The sequence below is a fragment of the Robertmurraya dakarensis genome (assembly GCF_900156875.1).
GTDB classification, from domain to species: domain Bacteria; phylum Bacillota; class Bacilli; order Bacillales; family Cytobacillaceae; genus Robertmurraya; species Robertmurraya dakarensis.
In genome coordinates, this window is record NZ_LT707409.1 from 1,131,751 (window position 1) to 1,150,073 (window position 18,323).

General features: G+C 38.6%; 18 protein-coding genes. 5 read left to right on the forward strand and 13 right to left on the reverse strand.

Annotated elements, in window-relative coordinates; all coding sequences use genetic code 11:
• Window positions 1-49: 49 nt before the first annotated feature.
• From CZ487_RS14430 to CZ487_RS14460, 7 genes are all read right to left on the reverse strand, one after another.
• Window positions 50-529 (reverse strand): staygreen family protein, encoded by a 480-nt coding sequence (locus CZ487_RS14430; RefSeq protein ID WP_077212998.1) that lies wholly within the window; start codon window positions 527-529, stop codon window positions 50-52.
• 80 nt (window positions 530-609) lie between these two features.
• Window positions 610-1,383: a hypothetical protein gene (locus CZ487_RS14435; protein ID WP_077212999.1), complete on the reverse strand. Its 774-nt coding sequence runs from the start codon at window positions 1,381-1,383 to the stop codon at window positions 610-612.
• A 128-nt stretch (window positions 1,384-1,511) separates the two neighbouring features.
• Entirely contained in the window at window positions 1,512-2,966 is a 1,455-nt protein-coding gene (locus CZ487_RS14440; protein WP_084783279.1) for an alanine/glycine:cation symporter family protein, read from the reverse strand.
• 175 nt (window positions 2,967-3,141) lie between these two features.
• A complete protein-coding gene (gene parC / locus CZ487_RS14445) occupies window positions 3,142-5,583 on the reverse strand; it encodes a DNA topoisomerase IV subunit A (RefSeq protein ID WP_077213000.1) in 2,442 nt (813 codons plus the stop codon).
• On the reverse strand, window positions 5,580-7,559 hold the full coding sequence (parE, locus tag CZ487_RS14450; protein ID WP_077213001.1) for a DNA topoisomerase IV subunit B: 1,980 nt from the start codon (window positions 7,557-7,559) through the stop codon (window positions 5,580-5,582). Before parE ends, parC begins: the two co-directional genes overlap by 4 nt.
• A 334-nt stretch (window positions 7,560-7,893) precedes the next feature.
• Complete coding sequence (locus CZ487_RS14455; RefSeq protein ID WP_077213002.1) at window positions 7,894-8,307, reverse strand: CoA-binding protein; 414 nt, start codon at window positions 8,305-8,307, stop codon at window positions 7,894-7,896.
• Between the two features lie 164 nt (window positions 8,308-8,471).
• On the reverse strand, window positions 8,472-10,190 hold the full coding sequence (locus CZ487_RS14460; RefSeq protein ID WP_077213003.1) for a glycosyl hydrolase family 18 protein: 1,719 nt from the start codon (window positions 10,188-10,190) through the stop codon (window positions 8,472-8,474).
• A gap of 291 nt (window positions 10,191-10,481) precedes the next feature.
• Between CZ487_RS14460 and plsY the strand changes: the two genes are divergently transcribed.
• The 5 genes from plsY (at window position 10,482) to CZ487_RS14485 (ending at window position 14,156) form a co-directional block, all read left to right on the forward strand.
• Window positions 10,482-11,066, forward strand: a complete 585-nt coding sequence (gene plsY, locus CZ487_RS14465; protein WP_077213004.1) for a glycerol-3-phosphate 1-O-acyltransferase PlsY — start codon at window positions 10,482-10,484, stop codon at window positions 11,064-11,066.
• A 259-nt stretch (window positions 11,067-11,325) separates the two neighbouring features.
• Window positions 11,326-12,102: a two-component system sensor histidine kinase NtrB gene (locus CZ487_RS14470; protein WP_077213005.1), complete on the forward strand. Its 777-nt coding sequence runs from the start codon at window positions 11,326-11,328 to the stop codon at window positions 12,100-12,102.
• 136 nt (window positions 12,103-12,238) lie between these two features.
• The gene (locus tag CZ487_RS14475) at window positions 12,239-12,430 is read left to right on the forward strand and encodes a hypothetical protein (protein WP_077213006.1); all 192 of its coding nucleotides are present in this window, start codon (window positions 12,239-12,241) and stop codon (window positions 12,428-12,430) included.
• A 483-nt stretch (window positions 12,431-12,913) separates the two neighbouring features.
• Window positions 12,914-13,750 carry a CPBP family intramembrane glutamic endopeptidase gene (locus CZ487_RS14480; protein ID WP_077213007.1) on the forward strand — a complete coding sequence of 279 codons (837 nt, stop codon included), beginning with the start codon at window positions 12,914-12,916 and terminating at the stop codon, window positions 13,748-13,750.
• A 118-nt stretch (window positions 13,751-13,868) separates the two neighbouring features.
• Entirely contained in the window at window positions 13,869-14,156 is a 288-nt protein-coding gene (locus CZ487_RS14485; RefSeq protein WP_077213008.1) for a HesB/YadR/YfhF family protein, read from the forward strand.
• Window positions 14,157-14,188: 32 nt separating this feature from the next.
• Here the strand turns inward: CZ487_RS14485 and CZ487_RS14490 are convergent, their stop codons facing one another.
• From CZ487_RS14490 to CZ487_RS14515, 6 genes are all read right to left on the reverse strand, one after another.
• Window positions 14,189-14,485 (reverse strand): hypothetical protein, encoded by a 297-nt coding sequence (locus CZ487_RS14490; RefSeq protein WP_077213009.1) that lies wholly within the window; start codon window positions 14,483-14,485, stop codon window positions 14,189-14,191.
• 12 nt (window positions 14,486-14,497) lie between these two features.
• Window positions 14,498-14,929, reverse strand: coding sequence for an acyl-CoA thioesterase (locus tag CZ487_RS14495; RefSeq protein WP_077213010.1), 432 nt, complete (start codon window positions 14,927-14,929; stop codon window positions 14,498-14,500).
• Complete coding sequence (locus tag CZ487_RS14500) at window positions 14,929-17,274, reverse strand: AAA family ATPase (protein ID WP_077213011.1); 2,346 nt, start codon at window positions 17,272-17,274, stop codon at window positions 14,929-14,931. The genes CZ487_RS14495 and CZ487_RS14500 overlap by 1 nt, the downstream gene beginning before the upstream one ends.
• Window positions 17,275-17,401: 127 nt before the next feature.
• Window positions 17,402-17,641, reverse strand: coding sequence for a small acid-soluble spore protein Tlp (tlp, locus tag CZ487_RS14505; protein ID WP_077213012.1), 240 nt, complete (start codon window positions 17,639-17,641; stop codon window positions 17,402-17,404).
• A gap of 167 nt (window positions 17,642-17,808) precedes the next feature.
• Complete coding sequence (locus CZ487_RS14510; protein ID WP_077213013.1) at window positions 17,809-17,961, reverse strand: acid-soluble spore protein N; 153 nt, start codon at window positions 17,959-17,961, stop codon at window positions 17,809-17,811.
• A gap of 71 nt (window positions 17,962-18,032) precedes the next feature.
• The gene (locus CZ487_RS14515; protein WP_077213014.1) at window positions 18,033-18,164 is read right to left on the reverse strand and encodes an FbpB family small basic protein; all 132 of its coding nucleotides are present in this window, start codon (window positions 18,162-18,164) and stop codon (window positions 18,033-18,035) included.
• Window positions 18,165-18,323: the final 159 nt, after the last annotated feature.

Consider the following 18,323-nt stretch of genomic DNA (forward strand, 5'->3'; position numbering starts at 1 on the left):
GAGTAGTGAGAGGTTGACAGAAATGAAAAAACACAGGAAAATCCTGTGTTCAAGAAACTGACTGCTTCAGTGCTGAAGCTAAATATTGTCTTGGAGTTCCATAGTAGAGTACCTGGTGATACGTTGGGTAAATGGATTCGAATTCAATATAAATCGGGGAATCCAACAACCATGGGTAGTTGTGAAAAAAGATCCGATCACCATAAATAATTGCTGTTAAAGCCAGATTTAACTCGCGTTGAAAGATCATAAAGCGGACTTTAGAATATTGCTCGTCAAACTCTCCTCCGCTCACATGAACTTTTCCTTTTAGCACGAACTGACCACCTGATGGTACCCATTCTGCCAGCACTTCGTCATGTTTTTCAGCGTTAATCATGCTTATATCATAACAATAACCAACCGTTAAGAATAACTCACCTGTTTCATCTGAGTGTGTCATGGTATATTTTCTTTCCTCAACAGGCTTATATGGTGTCGCTGGCGGTAAGAAAGTCACACTTAGGTTAGAAGGATTAAACTTGCTCATGGAATATGTCCCCCTAAATTAAATAGTTTTATCTAAGATATTTTATGTATCTAGACAAATAATGTGACAACCGCCTACCGTTATTTTCCTTCATCTTCCTTCTTTACTTGCTTCACCTTTGTTTTAATTAATTTCCACTCGCCTTTATGATGCAGCCATGAGGATTCAATCTTGGCAATATGATCCTCTTCATGTGTACCATAAATGTTCTGAATCCCTACTAATCCCCATTTGTTTCCTTTGACTTTGGCAAGTTCCAAAGTATCATATGCTAATACCATCAGTTCCATTGGTTCATTCAACATTCCGTCATAATATACTCCAAGGCTTTCATATTCTTTTGCTCTGTCTTTCATATTAAATTTATAAGATTTGTTATTGTTTTCAATGTTAATTTTTGCTTTATAGTGATTTAAGAATTCACTTTGAATCACTAGTGGTTCAGGTACACTGATCTCCGTCAGCTTTTCATCCTCTATCGTGTAAAGATAAAAATTTGATAATTGTTCACTGCCACCTGTTGGCATAGAAATAAACAAGTCGTTAACTCCATCGTTGTTAACGTCTTTTATGTCGATACTAGGCTTTTCACCACTTTCATCTAAAGGAGTTTTATGCACCTTTCCGTCTTTTTCTTCAATGTGTAGGAAGATGTTTCTTAAAAGCTTCTTATCTATGTCACTTTGTTCAGCCTTTATATAAATGGAATCTTCAATTCCATCACCTGTCACGTCAGCACTTTCCTCTGAGAGGATCTTTATCTCATTAGTTTCCTCAACTGCGTTTACTACTGACAACGCCGACAATGACATAAAAAAGAATGCTGCAAAAGCAAAAAGCATCTCTTTTTTCATTATTCATTCCTCCCTAGACATGATATATTCTATTATGTCCATTTTTGGAAAAAACATGTAAAATCTATAAAAAGGGAAATAAAAAAAGGGTGGACTGTATGTCCACCACTTAAGGTTGTTTCCTCGATTTACTTTGATTGTTTCCGTGACTCCCAGCCCTCGACTCCCTTCAGTCCAGGGATTGAGTCTGAATAAAAGACTGGGTCTTTTCCTTGCTTTCTTTGTTTCTTATAATCTGTCAGCGCCTTAAAGGCAATGTTCCCGAGCAAGACAATAGCAGCAATATTAATTAAAGCCATAATTCCCATAAATAAATCTGCCATGCCCCAAACGACTTCAAGATCGACTAGTGCACCAAATAATACCATGCCAATTACAGCCAGGCGATAAATTAATAGTGCAGGGTAACTCTCTTTAATAAATTCAATATTTGTCTCTCCGTAATAGTAATTTCCAATTACAGAGCTGTAAGCAAATAAAAATATCGCGACCGCAACAAAAATAGTTGCCCATTCCCCAAGATGGGAACTCAAAGCAGTCTGCGTTAATTGGATGCCCGTCTCACCAGATAAGAAATCATTGGAAAGTAAAATCATAAATGCGGTTGCCGAACAGATTAAGATAGTATCTACAAAAACTCCCAGTGTTTGGATCAGTCCTTGTTTTACAGGGTGTGAAACGCTGGCCGTTGCAGCTGCATTCGGAGCACTTCCCATCCCAGCTTCGTTAGAGAATAAACCACGCTTAATCCCCATCATTAAGGCAGCACCCATTCCACCGCCAACCATTTCTTGTATTCCAAATGCGTTCTCGAATATCATGACGAACAAGGAAGGAATTAGTGTAAAATTTATGATCACAACGTAAAGAGCAATCGCTAGATAGATAACAGCCATAATCGGTACAATGATTTGAGTTACATGAGCAATTCGTTTCACTCCTCCGAAGATGACAATCGCTGTTAAAATTGCAAGAATAATCCCAACAACAACACGGCTCATGCCAAATGCTTCAACAAATGCAAGAGAGATTGTATTAGATTGGACGGAATTAAATACTAATCCAAAGCAGAAAGTAATAATAACCGCAAATAAAATCCCCATCCAGCGCATATTAAGTCCTTTTTCCATATAATAGGCAGGACCGCCTCTAAAACCATCTCGATCTTTCACTTTATAAATTTGTGCTAATGTACTCTCGACAAAGCTGGATCCAGCACCCAAAAAGGCAATCACCCACATCCAGAATACGGCACCGGGACCACCAGCAGCAATTGCGGTCGCAACCCCGGCAATATTTCCGGTCCCAACTCGAGAAGCGGCACTGATTGTAAAAGCTTGGAAAGAAGAAAGTCCTTTCTGTCCATCAGTTGAAACCATCGCTTTGTCACCCAAAATTCGAAACATCTCTCCAAAATAACTTAATTGGACAAATTTGCTGCGAATACTAAAAAACAAACCAGCCCCAATTAAGACGACAATTAAAATATAACTCCACATCAAATCATTCAAAAAATTTAAAATGGCCACTCTGTTTCCCCCTCGGTGTATTGCTGTTATATTCTTATAACAGCGTTTAGACATTCATGACTGTCATATTTAGGAAAAAGGTCGTCAGTCATCATTAGTTTTTATTCCCATTTTTATTAAACAATATGCCTTAGCATCATTTTGTTTTATGTAATACGGCGTGGGACTTGCCGCTAAACCTCTCCGCCTAAAAAACCCTCCTGCTCCAACAGAAGGGTTTCAGAATACATTATTCTATCTTTTCCTCTTGTACAGCATCGACTTTCCAAATTGTCGTAACTTTACCGCTTTCTGTTTCATCAATAAAGAAGGACCCATTAGAATATCGATCATTATGTCGTAAATCTGACACTTTCAAGCTTACAATTTGTCCTTTTTCAGACTGAATAAATACTTCATCATCGTTCATGGCAAGAACAGCACCTACCACTCGATGTGGATTAGATTTTAGCTCTCTAAGCATAACGAGACCGCGTTTGGCCCGCGATGTTAACTCAAACTCATCAATCTTCATCCTCTTAGCGGCACCGCGCTGGGTGACAATCACGATACTTTGCTGGTTTGCGTCATGGATTACGTTTCCGCTTGTGACATAGTCACCATCTTTTAAGTTAATGCCCTTGACACCCGCTGCACGTGCGCCAACAATACTAACCTCTTCCTCAAGAAATCTTAATCCATATCCTAGATAAGTCGTAAGGATCAATTCTTTTGTTCCATCTGTTTCATGAACATCTACCACTTCGTCATCACCTTTTAAATTAACAGCAACAAGTGGTTTAGAATAACGCTGCGCTTTATATGCTTTTAATTCTGTTTTCTTAACCATCCCATTTTTTGTAATAAACAGGAGGTATGCTTCCTTTTCAAAATCATGAACTGGAATCACTTTAACAATGGATTCATTTCGATCAATTGGAACGATATTAGCGATATGCTGTCCAAGATCTTTCCACCTGATATCCGGCAATTCATGAACAGGACAATATAAATAATTACCTCTATTCGTGAACAAGAGAAGAACATCCGTTGTGTTCATATTTAACTGAGCAAGCACTTGATCGGAATCTTTCATACCAAAATCTTGACCATTTGAAGCAGCATATGATCTTGGGCTTGTCCTCTTCACATAGCCTTCCTTTGTAACAGTGACGATGACATCTTCACTAGCTACGAGAACTTCCAAATTAATCTTGATTTCTTCAATTTCAGCTTCAATCACTGTTCTCCGCTCATCTTCGAAGCGTTTTTTGACGTCTTTTAACTCTTTTTTGATCACTGATAGGAGCTTCTTTTCACTTTCCAAAATAGCCGTCAGTTCTGTAACCTTTTTCTCAAGCTCTTCAGCCTCTGCTTGAAGTGCAGTTATATCGGTATTGGTTAAGCGGTAAAGCTGTAAGGAAACGATGGCTTCTGCCTGTGCCTCGGAAAATTGAAACTTCGCAATTAAATTATCCTTTGCATCACGCTTATCTTTTGAAGCACGGATCGTTGAAATGACTTCATCAAGGATGGAAAGAGCCTTCATCAACCCTTCAACAATATGCTGACGGTCTTTCGCTTTTTGAAGATCATACTGTGATCTTCTTGTAACCACTTCTTTTTGATGCTCTACATACGCGACCAAAAGATCTTTCAGGCTCATTAACTTTGGTCTGCGATTATAAATAGCCACCATATTAAAGTTATAGGTGATTTGAAGATCGGTATTTTTATATAAATAATTTAAAACGCCCGCTGCATCGGCATCCTTTTTCAGTTCAATAACAACTCGTAAACCTGTTCGGTCTGTTTCGTCACGGACTTCAGCAATGCCTTCCACCTTCCGATCTAATCGGAATTCATCCATTTTTTTTACAAGATTGGCCTTATTCACTTCGTAAGGTATCTCTGTAATGACAATTTGCTGCTTACCGCCGCGAATGGTTTCAATCTCTGTTTTACCGCGGACGATTACTTTCCCTTTTCCTGTTTCATAAGCCTTCTTAATGCCTTCCAAACCCTGGATTATTCCGCCTGTTGGGAAATCTGGTCCTTTGATAACCGTCATAAGCTGCTCAACTGTACAATCGGGATTGTCCATTTGCATCATAACAGCATCAATGACCTCGCCTAAATGATGGGGAGGTATATCTGTCGCATAACCTGCAGAAATCCCAGTTGACCCGTTAACAAGCAAATTCGGGTACATTGCAGGAAGTACTGTAGGTTCATTAGCGGTATCATCAAAGTTCGGGATGAAATCAACCGTTCTTTTATCAATATCTCTTAACAGCTCAGAAGCGATAGCTGATAGCCGTGCCTCTGTATAACGCATCGCAGCGGGAGGATCTCCATCGATGCTCCCGTTATTTCCATGCATTTCAATCAGCAGCTTTCGAACCTTCCAATCCTGGCTCATACGAACCATGGCTTCATATACTGAACTATCACCATGCGGGTGATAGTTACCAATCACGTTTCCGACAGTTTTTGCTGACTTTCTGAATCCCTTTTCATAGGTATTCCCTTCAACATGCATTGCATAGAGAATCCTGCGCTGTACCGGCTTTAGGCCATCACGCGCATCTGGCAGGGCACGATCCTGAATAATATACTTACTGTACCGTCCAAAACGGTCTCCTAATACATCTTCTAACGGAAGGTCACGAAACATCTCAGCTGAACTCATTCTTTAGCGACCTCCTCTGTAACCGAAATATTTTCATTTTCTAAAATACTACCGTCCTCTTCTAATCCGAATGCTACGTTGGATTCAATCCACTTGCGTCTCGGCTCTACTTTATCACCCATAAGCGTTGTAATCCGTCGTTCAGCTCTTGCGGCGTCGTCTATTCTAACGCGAATCAGCGTTCTCGTTTCAGGATTCATCGTTGTATCCCAAAGCTGATCGGCGTTCATTTCACCAAGACCTTTGTAGCGCTGAATCATATAGCCTTTACCGACTTTCTTAATGGCATCCTGCAGATCATCATCGCTCCATGCATATTCGATGACTTCTTTCTTTCCTGCTCCCTTGCTTACCTTGTATAAAGGCGGAAGAGCGATGAACACTTTACCAGCCTCAACCAGCGGCTTCATATAGCGGTAGAAGAATGTTAATAGAAGTACTTGAATATGAGCACCGTCTGTATCGGCATCCGTCATAATCACGACTTTATCATAGTTGCAATCTTCAACTTGGAAATCCGAGCCCACACCAGAACCGATGGTATGAATAATCGTGTTGATTTCTTCGTTTTTAAAAATATCAGCAAGTTTAGCTTTTTCCGTATTAATGACCTTACCCCGTAGTGGCAGAACCGCTTGGAATCTACGGTCACGCCCTTGTTTAGCTGAACCGCCGGCTGAATCTCCCTCAACAAGATAAAGTTCATTACGATCAGGATTTCGCGATTGCGCTGGTGTTAATTTCCCTGAAAGCAGTGTTTCAGAACGCTTTCTTTTCTTTCCGCCTCGTGCATCCTCACGTGCTTTTCGAGCAGCTTCGCGGGCTTGATAAGCCTTAATAGATTTTCTAATTAACAAGGAACTTATATCCGGATTTTCCTCCAGGAAATACGATAAATACTCAGAAACAACTGAATCAACAGCGGATCTTGCTTCGCTTGTTCCTAATTTTCCCTTCGTTTGTCCCTCGAACTGAAGCAATTCTTCTGGAACTCTTACAGAGATAATCGCAGATAATCCTTCACGAATATCGGAACCTTCCAAGTTCTTGTCTTTTTCCTTTAATAGATTTACTTTACGTGCGTACTCATTAATGACACGTGTCATGGCTGTTCTAGCTCCGACCTCATGAGTCCCGCCATCCTTTGTGCGGACATTGTTAACAAAGGACAAGACATTCTCCGAATAGCCGTCATTGAATTGAAAGGCAAAATCCACCTCAATGTTCGCATGAGCACCTTCAAAGCTGACGACTGGATGAAGTACATCCTTCTCTTCATTTAAGTATTCTACGAAAGCTTCAATACCGTTTTCATAATGAAAAATCTCTCGAACTTCATTTCGTTCATCAATAATCTCAATTTTCATGCCTTTTAATAGAAAGGCAGATTCACGAAGTCGTTCACATAATGTTTCATAGTTATAAGTAGTAGACGAAAAAATCGTGGTATCCGGCTTGAAATGAATGGTTGTCCCTGTTTGGTGTGTTTTCCCCACCTTCTCAAGTGTTGTTACAGGCTTACCTCCATTTTCAAATCTTTGCTCATAAACAAACCCGTCACGTTTAATTTTAACAACCAGCCACTCTGATAAGGCGTTGACGACAGATGCCCCAACTCCATGTAATCCACCGCTTGTCTTATAACCGCCCTGGCCAAACTTCCCGCCAGCGTGCAGAATCGTTAAGATGACTTCTGGGGTAGGTTTTCCTAGCTTATGCATTCCAGTCGGCATTCCACGGCCTTTATCTTGAACACTTATGGAATTATCTTTGTGTATTTTTACAATGATATGATCCCCGTATCCAGCAAGAGCCTCATCCACAGAGTTATCGACAATTTCATAAACTAAGTGATGAAGTCCTCTGCCATCAGTGCTTCCAATGTACATTCCTGGGCGTTTACGAACCGCTTCCAGACCTTCCAGTACCTGTATGGCATCATCATTGTAATCAAAGCTTTGTTGATTGTTTGCCACGAACATACCCCTTTCATTTGCTGCACATACATCAATCTTGCCTTCATATTTCTCTAAAATTCTTTATTAATATCGATCAATATATACGTTAGAACGAACGTTCTCATGACTTATTTTAGCACAAGAATGAAAAACGTTCATGCTTAATTGTATAGAAAGATAAAGATTTGGCAAATGCCCCTAGTAGGAAAAGCTGGTCAAACTTTTCTAAGATAGAATTTTTTGGCCGTATAATTCCTGTCCCTTTAACATCTTACCAGAACCAACCTGATAAAGAGTAGAAAAATATGTGAATAAAAGCTGCCGAGTTACCTCGACAGCTTCAGTAAAAATATTACTTTGTTAAAGCATGCTCGACTTTTATACAGCGGTCCATTACTACAGTATAGCCTTTTTCTTTCAAGAAGTCATATGCTTCTTCGTTAACGAGACCTAACTGAGCCCAAAATATATCTGCATCGATTTCAGCGAATTCTTTTGCTACATCGAATAAGTGCTCAGAACGGCGGAATACATTGACGATATCAACATGACCTTGAATCTCACCCAATGATTTTACCGCTTTAACCCCTAATACTTCATCGACAGTAGGATTTACTGGAATGATCTCATATCCTGCATCCTGCATCGCTTTTGACACCATGTAGGAGGTTTTTTCTGGATTTGCACTTAGTCCAACAACAGCAATTCTTTTTGCCTTTTTTAAGATTTTGCCAAGTTCTTCACGACTAGGGATTTCAATAGCCATATGTAAACATCTCCTTTTATTTATAGCGCTTACAATCAGTTTACTTTTAAAACATGGAAATTTCTACCCACTGTGTAATTTTCCTAAAAAGAAATTTAAAAAACTATGTCATTTTGACACAAACAACCCTACTAGCATGCATCTGCTAATAGGGTGCAGGTCAATTATTTTTGTGTCACTTGCTGATTAATAGAGTTAAGAGCTGTCCAAGCTGTTTCATCAGCGAAATATCGAGACCAGCTGGCAATACCTGCGAGTTCGTAGGTTTGAGCCAATTCTGCCCTTTTTCTTAATGATAGCTCATCCTCTAACCAAACTTTATAAGTGGTTTTCTCTTCTTCTACGTAAAGCTCCGCATAATTTTGTCCACTACCTTCATCATATGCCGGGGTCAATCCATTTTCAGTCAGCCACTTTTTCACTTCTTGCATTGATAAAGCTTTTGAAGAAACCTCCCCAGAATCACTTTCCGCCCATAAACGGGTATACAACGGTACACCTAATACGAGCTTTTCGTTCGGAATCATTTCAAGGAGCTTTTTCAAATTGGACTCCACCCACGGAAAGCTTGACACACTTCCTGCTACAGGCGATGAGCCCCAGTGCTCATCATAAGCCATGACAATCAAGTAATCTACTATACTAGCAAGCTTATCTCTTTCATAAAAAGCAGACCAATTGCCTCCCGCTATGAATGTGATATCCATCGAAACGATTAGTCCCGCTTCATGAAAATAAGGTGTTGCTTCCCTGACAAATTGAGTAACCAATGGTCCATGCTCTGGATTCACGTTCTCAATATCAAGGTTGATTCCATCGAGCTCATACATTTGACTATAATGCAAAAGCTGCCTTATCATTTTTTGTCTCGTTTCAAAATCCTTAAATGCTAAATACGTTAACTCCGGGTCAAAAGCGTTTGAAAATAAGCCCCATACCTGGTAGCCTTGCTTCTTTGCCCAATGAACATAGTCCAAAGAGGCTAAATTATAAATTTCTCCCGTTTCATCTCCAAGTTCAAACCATGTTGGCGAGACGATATTGACACCAGGCATCTTTGGAATCATCTCTGTATTAGGGTTTTTCGTATAGACAGCTTCCCATGTTAATTGAATAGGTCCTTTTATTTCAGGCAAACTAACTTCTTTTTGTTCGCGCTGAACGGTAATTTTTTCAGTCTCCCCAACAGTCACATACTTTTTACCTAAGTATCCCGCTGTTCCGTCTTCCTTACGTACAAAATAGAAATCTTCGTTTTCACTTTCTATGAAAATAGGTTCATTCGGGTATACTTGCGCAGTATAGGCTGAGCGAATACTTGTTTCCGTTCGCAAACGCAGCAATTCTTCATGTACACTCTCATTTGTAATTTTTCCATGAGTAAATTCATCGCCATCCTTCTGAACCCAAACACCATTGCTATCAGGTAAAACTTCATACTGAACAGCGTAAAAATTAATGATAGGGTCTAAGGAAACAAATAGCACGCCCTCTTCATCAATGATTGGAGAAAAATGCAGCTCTACGGGGGTTTCATTCACATAGTATGTTAACGACTCTGTAGGCATTTGAACCACTTTGTCCTTTGTCGTTACAATAATGGAATTTGATTTCTCATCAAAGGTAATGCTATCGTCTATATACTCTTTCATAAAATCCAGTGGGACATATACAGATTCACCATTTAAGATGGCGTTACCTGCCTGCTCTCCATTAAAAATAATCGGATGTTCACCCTCAAAATAAGCGGATTTATCAGAAGAGGCAAAGGGATATAAAAGCAATAGAATACTAGAAACGCACATCAAAAAGGCAGCTAGTAATCCAGCAAGTATCCACCCTCTTGTTACTGGTTTTTTCTTATAATACTCAACACGACTCATGATCTTTCCTCCCTGCTACCATCGTAACGAAAAGGGCAGCACAATTAAAGAAATTTTTTGGAAAAGTTTATATATATATAACGAATTTTGACGAATAAAAGTTTCAAATTTGTCTTTAGTTAGTAATGCTTGGCGCAAGTCAGGCTCCTATTTCACAAATGCTGCGATAAAGCTGTTGGAAAGAGCAGCTTTTTTTTCATGCGATGGAAATATTTCGATAATTATTGGAGTTTTTTCCTTGATACGTGATACAATTGATAACGTTATATGAAGTGTGAAGGAGATCAATTTATGGTAATAGCATTCATCCTTATTCTAGCTTACTTACTAGGCTCGATCCCCTCCGGTTTGATTGTAGGGAAAGCGTTTTATGGCATTGATATTCGCGAACATGGAAGTGGAAATTTAGGCGGAACAAACAGCTTCCGCATATTAGGGAAAAAAGCGGGAATTGCAGTAACTTTGGCAGATATCCTAAAGGGAACACTTGCTACGTCTTTACCTTTCTTTTTTCAGTCCGATTTACATCCATTAATTGCGGGGGTATTAGCGGTAATCGGCCATATGTTTCCGATCTTTGCTTCTTTCAAAGGTGGTAAAGCAGTGGCTACTTCAGGTGGAGTACTGTTATGTTACGCACCGTTTATGTTTGTGATTATACTAGCAGTCTTTGTCATCAGCTTATTCACAACGAGATATGTTTCGCTTTCCTCGATAATGGCAGGGTTAGCAGCACTTATTTATGCGCTCATTAACGGAGACATTCCTCTTATCATTGTCGTCTCCATTCTAGTATTCTTTGTCATCTATCGGCATCGTGCGAACATTCAACGAATTAGAAATAAAACAGAACCAAAAGTTAAATGGAGAAAATAATACATCACTAACATAGTGGTGTATTTTTTATTTTAAAAAATTCTTTAAAAAGAATTCGCTGTTCTTAATTGATATATATTCTTACTTCATATATGATGGACGATGGTAGAAAAAGGTAAAGGAATGGATCCCTAAAAATAAACTTACAATCTTATACATATAGTGATCTTTTTCGTCATAGATATATGGTATTCATGTCTATTTTTATAAGCAATCCTCAGGCAATGATGAATAGAATATCTTTAAGGATGGATGAAAATTGTCAGAAAACCAATTGATGAACATGCAAACTGATGAGTGTAAAAATTCTTATGAAGCTTTGAGAAAAGATTACGATGAACTAGTATTAAAATCGGCCTATCATGAACAAATCGGTACATTAGCTGCAGGCATTGCTCATGAAATTAGGAATCCCTTAACGACAGTAAAAGGATTTCTGCAGCTGATCCAACCATTTCTAGCTCAAATTGAAAAAGAAGAATATGCCAAGATTGCTCTCAAGGAAATTGACCGTGCCAATGAAATCCTATACGAATTTTTAAATGCAGTTAAGCCTTCCTCTAGGGTTTCAACATCCATTGATGTCAATCATCTTCTTCGAGAAATAGAACTTCTCTATGAAAGTGAAGCCAAGCTGCGAAATATTATTTTAACCATAAAGTACGACACGGAAAATCCGTTTATTTATATGGATGAAAAACAATTAAAACAAGTGTTAATCAATATGATTAAAAACTCTATAGAAGCAATTGATAGCCGCCATCAAGGGAGAATCGAGCTCTCATCAGAAATTTCGGGAAAGTATGTTAACATCATCATTAAGGACAACGGCTGCGGGCTGCCTGAAGATGCTGTACAAAGCATTTTCACCCCATTCTTTACGACGAAATCGGAAGGAACTGGGCTGGGTCTTCCTATATGCAAAAAAATTATTGACGAATCTGGTGGTCAAATTAACATTAGCAGCAGGCTTGGCGAAGGAACGATGATTAAAATTGAATTGCCATTATGCACAGAATTTAAGTTGAATGCTTAATTGTTTCCCTGTTAACCATGGTGGTAATGAATATTTATTCATTTTTCGCAAAACCGTCAAATTATTTTCAGTTATTCCGTTCCCTTTTATCCTAAAATAAAACTAACAAATAATCGCAATAAGGACGGTGCTTTACATGAAAGCTCCTCAGAAAATAAAAAATGACTATATGTTTGCCACCTGCATTTCAAGCTCTTGTGAAGGCGATAAATTCTTAGTTGAACTTTCCCCACTTTCCTCAAATTTAGAGAATAGCAGTGAAGCCTCTCAGTTAATACGGAATTTCGATGAATTAATAGATTTCTTTGAGGAACATTTTGAAGAATAAGGAAAAGGAATCCTATGTTCGTAGGATTCCTTCCTTTTTGTCTATAGCTTAATCAATTGCAACCGGCCCTTCCCTAGAACATCTTTTACATAGTCCAGTTTTGTATGATCAAAATAGACCTTATCTTTTTCATGAATGAGGATTTTTAAATCGCCAAATTCAAATAATTCGTCCTTGCTTAACGGCCGCTCTTCCAGAGACAGCTTAATCTCGGGGCCCCCTCAACCAATTCCGGTTGTGACTCGAACCAATAGCTGTTCCTCGTCATGTGCTTTTTCCTGCTCAATGATGGAAACAAGGAAATCGTGTGCACTTCCTGTAATCTTAAACATCATTCTCACCTCTTATACATCCATGCTTCTAGTATACGAAAAATTCGACAAAATTAACAATCACAAGCATCAGCTCGCAAAACGAATGGGATCATAGAATGCTCTTTTTAGCTAACAATGGTTCCGATCATGTTAAAATAGCAGTAAGAACATGACGGAAAGGGTGACTCATACGATTGAGAAAAATAAAAGCAAATTAATGGCCATTATTCTTGTTATTCTATTTTTATCCATTCAATTGCTGTTCCTACTGAAGACTTTTACTTTAGTTTTCATCATTCTGCTTGGGCTTTTACTCGGAATTTTATTTATGGCTGAACGAAATCGGTTGTTTGTATGGATGACCATTAGTTTTACAGTTGGGCTTCTTGCCTTTATTTACGGAGACCGTCTTATATTGGAAGTGAATGTGACACACGCTGAAATTTTAATCCTAAATCGAATTTTGCTCTTCCTCCCCATTATCTTAGTCGCTTTTGTAGTGTATAAGTTTAATCGTGGAGTTCTATCTTTCCTTCATAAACCGAGTTGGAACGAGAACACCAAATTACCTTTTATATGGAGTGGCTTTTGGGAATTATCTGTAAAGCGCTTTTTTATCATTGGCACGGTCGTTTACATCGTGATCCTTCTTATACTCGGTGTCAACGCTGGACCCCTAAATTGGCATATAGTAGGAAACATCTTCTTCTTTTCCATCTTGAATGGAATTACCATTGAATTTTTATGGAGAAGTCTCTTCTTAGCCCAGATACGAATGCTAATAGGGGATAAATCTGCTGTATTGGTCACAAGTCTTTCCTGTGCGATGTTTTATTATCTTTTGGGGTTTTCCTTAGCTCATTGCTTGATTTTCTTTGTGGCAGGTATTTTTCACGGTGGAATAACACTCCGTTCAAACAGCCTGTATCCTGCAATGATTTGGAATATATGTCTTACTATCACATTTGTTTTTACAGGTTCTATTCCATTACTAGCACTAATGTAAAAATGACATAGATTTTTCAAAAAACTTTGAACAAAGTTTGTACATTACTTCACAAAATCCTCCATTAATAAATTTTCATATATACTAAGGGTGTCCAACAAAGAAGGAGTTGATCATAATGAAAATCAAAATTAGTGAAAAAGCATCTGCATGGTACAAAGAAGAAATGTATGTAACTGAAGGCGATCATATCCGGTTTTTCGCACGCTACGGTGGTTTTAGCACAGTGCACCCAGGCTACTCTTTAGGGATGTCTAAGGACGAACCATTTGATCTTGGAATTGAAACGATTATTGATGGAGTTCACTTTTTTATTGAAGAAAAAGATTTATGGTACTTTGACGGTCATGATTTGTTGGTAGATGTAAATCCAAAAATAGGCGAACCTGAATATATTATCGCATAAAAAACGCAGGCGAAAAATCGCCTGCTTTCCTTTTAAAATTTAATAATAGTATGGAGGAGATTCTCTTTTTGCAGTATTTTCTTCTGCCAGTCGCCAATCAGGTCATAATGCGAATACCCATCTTTGCGTATATGAATCCATTCTGCTTTCAAGTCATGCTTCTTCCCCCATGCCTTAAGCTTTTCTAAATCATTGCAGCCGACTTTCGTGACAGTATTGCTTCCAGGAAAACGGTCGTCCATCCAATAATGAGTTAAAAAAGCGATTTCTCCTTTGTCAATTTGAGCTTTCCATTTCTTAAGCTCCTCACGTTTAATGCCAAAAGCCATTGTTACAACCCCTTATGCTTCCACCGATTGCTTTTTGGCTTTCTCATAGGCCTCATGCCAATCTGGATACTTTCTTTTGATTGATATTGGACGGAAAGAATCTTTTTGCACACAGACATGCTTGGATACTCCTGTAACAGCAAGTTCTCCGTCTTCTTTCAGGATTTCATATCCATAAGTGACTCTCAATCCGTCATACTCCTCAATCCATGTATTGACAATCGCTTTTTCACCATAACGTACAGGCATCTTGTAAGAAGCTTGAATGTCCAATACGGGAGAAATAACCCCTTCCTTTTCTAACTCTGCGTAATTAAAACCAAGTTCCGAAATTAGACTTGTTCTTCCTAACTCCATCCAAATAAGGTAGTTGGCATGATAGACAACACCCATCTGGTCTGTTTCAGCATAACGCACTTCGATTTCTTTACTTGCAACAATCATCATGATTCCCCTTTTCTAATCTTCTTTAGTGCTCTATCCATATCCTCTTCTGTTATTCTCGTCACCTGTTGTATCGATGTTGCTGCATCAGGGTCTTCCATCAGTCTCAGTGCTTGAGCTTGAATCGCTTCATCCATCACATTTGCTGCAAACCGGCCATTGCCATTAATCGTCGTCTCAGCTAGTTCTTTTGTTAAAAATTCTTTAGCACCTTCTGTGAGCTCATACTGAAAACGCGCACTGTAGGACTCCATGATGCTAATTAATTCTGGCATTGTGTAATCATGGAAATGAAAGAATTTCTTAAAGCGTGATTTAAGACCAGGATTGCTCTCTAATAGCTGCTTCATCTCATTTGGATAACCAGCTAAAATCACGACTAAGTTCTCATTGTGCTTCGTCATTTCATCGACGATCGTATCAATGACCTCTTTTCCAAAGTCACCTTGTGTTTGACTAAGAAGTGCATAAGCTTCATCAATAAATAGGACACCGCCCAATGCTTCGCGAATTTTCTTTTTGGTTTTAATCGCAGTTTGTCCAACATATCCAGCTACAAAATCTGCCCGGCTCGTTACAATTAAATGACCCCTTTTTAGGATCCCGCATTCTTTCAAAAGCTCTGCGTAAAGCTTGGCAACCGTTGTCTTTCCTGTTCCCGGGTTTCCCATAAAGACGGAATGGAGCTGAATTGGCACAACTGGTAAATTACTTTCTCTTCTCATTTGCTGAACTTTTACAAAGGAGATTAACGAGTGCACTTCTTCTTTTACGTTTTTCAAACCAACCAGCTCTTCTAGCTTGATTGACGGACTAATATCGTCCTGTTTCTCCTCTATATAAAAATCTTCTTTTTCCAAAATCGTGTAATCAAGAATATTATGCACTTCCTTGAGGCCAGATCCTTTTTTGAAGATGGCATCAAGAACGATATTACGAACAGTCCGTGCATTTCCGAATGTATCGTCTACACGTTCTTTATCAAGACGTTTTTCAAGTTCGACTTTAGCATTAGCAGTTAAAACATAATCATTATCCTCTGCAAGCTTTTCGGCAATTTGGATGAGCTCTTCATTGCTGTAATCTTCCAAATGAATTTGATTTGAACCTGGAAAGCGGCTTCTTAATCCTGGATTGGCATCGAGAAATTGGCGCATCTCCTCCGGATAACCTGCCAGGACCACTGCAAATTTACCGCCATACTCTTTTCCTGTCATCAGCGACACAAGTGTATCAACGACAGTCTGTCCATAATCATTTCCTGTTTGTCCTTCTCGTTTCAAACTATAGGCTTCATCTATAAAAAGAACACCGCCTAACGCTTTCTCCACAATGGCTCGCACATTTTCTTCTGTTTGCCCGACATAAGCACCAACAAGCTGCGATCGGTCAGCCTCGATCACTTCTTCCCTAGGTAAAACACCTAACTCATGAAAAATTTTTGCAAGAAGACGCACGAGTGTAGTCTTGCCCGTTCCGGGATTTCCTGTTAACACCATGTTCAGGCTGATTTCATCTTTTGTTAAAAACCCAAGTGCTTTTCGTTCTTTTTGGTATTTTAGGAATTGATAAAAGTCGTTTACACGCTTTTTTACAGCTGTTAAACCGATCATTTGGTCAAGCTCTTTCAGCGCACTTTCAGAATCTCCATCGGCCTTAACATTTTCTGAAAAGAGCTGCGTCCATTCTTCCTTGATTTGTTCGATGCTCTCTAAATGAGCCTTCATTTCATGGTAGTACGGTGTATTATAGAATACTCCTGATATTGATTGTTGAAATTCCTCAGCGGATTTCAAGACACCGCCTGTTTCTTCCATAGATTTTTCAAGGAGATTGATTAATGCATCATATTTTTTGATTAGACCATGATCACCATATGGCTTCACTATTTTCCGACTTTTTTCCAGATCCTCCAAATGGTCCTCTACGTCATTAAGAAATTGTCGAGAAATTTGAATGATTTGATCGGCCGTTTTCTTTTTTGTTTGACGGTGATCAGTTTCCCGAATCGTTGGGAATACTAAAATATCAAAAATATCCTTCTTCGCTTTCCATTGAAACTGTGCAAGAAATTCAGATACCTTTTCATTTTCAGAATCTAAGCTCTTTGCCCGGTCCATCCAGGCCAGTACAAGAGAATCCGAATCATGGAGCTTTCCCATCCGTGACATAGCGGCTATGCTCAATAATAAAGAAAGCAATTCCGGGTGGTCTATTTCATTGAGATTCTTCATTTCCTCAAAGACTGATTTTTCATTTTCTATGTATCCTGCTATTTTAAGCTCATGCTCCCATGCTTTTATTTGCTTCGACAATCGATTCAAATGTGTTTCTTGCTGCTTCATATTCATCACTTCTTTTCATAAATTCACATCTATCTTAACATATTTCCTATTTTGTTTAAAAAAATAGCAATGGATTTAAAAAGACCTGATCTAAAAAGACCAGGTCATCACCACATTATAATAGATGCTACTCCGTTTTAAAACCGTTTTGTTGAGCACGATATTCGTCTTTAATTTCTGCTCTCATACCTTCAATACTTTCACGTCGTCTGTCATTTTTAGCCGCAATGTTTGCGCGTTCATCCTCACTTGCAAACTCCATGGTAGCTTCAGCCTCTTCCATGTTTTCAATGGTATTGTGAACCATCTCCTGAAGCTTTTCCACATTATCGCTGCGGTCATCTGGTTTTGGTTTGTTATAAGCCATTTTTGTAACCTCCTGTGAATAAAGATTTGTTACGTAGTTAGTTTGTGTTTTTCTAAGTAAAATATAAAGGAAAGGAATGGATTTTAATTATTAACGGTAATTATTTTATGTAAACTAAATCTCTCAACAAAAAACTCGCCATGCATGATGGCGAGCTGCTTTTTTATTTACTCTCCCTTAGTTTGAATCACATCAGGATGTTGTCCAGACTGATCTTGCATTTTTTTGCCTTTATTGCCTCCAAATCCACGTGGTTGAGTACCGATATGGTTAGGTACAAAATGTTCGGAGTTACGTTTTTTATGTTTGCTTTTGCTCATAGTGATCCCTCCTATTAAAGAGTATCACCATATCTATAGGATTCATGAATGGGAAAGTTTGTTTGTTTAGGTTATCTTGCTTTTCCAAGACGTTTTTGCTCAAGACGCTCCTCGATCTTTTCTAATGCCTCTTGATCTTGTAATAATTGGCGTTTATTTTCCAGAATAAGTTCTGAAAAAGAACGTTTTCTTGGCTTTCTCATTATGTCTTCACCTTCCTTAGCACCATTGTAACAGTTATTATTGACAATAACTGTTTTAATTATTACAACTTTTTGAAAATTTACCCTATAAACTTAAAGAGTAAACCTTTGTTGTTAACAAAAATCTGATTATTCAAAATTTTTATTAGAAAGATTTCA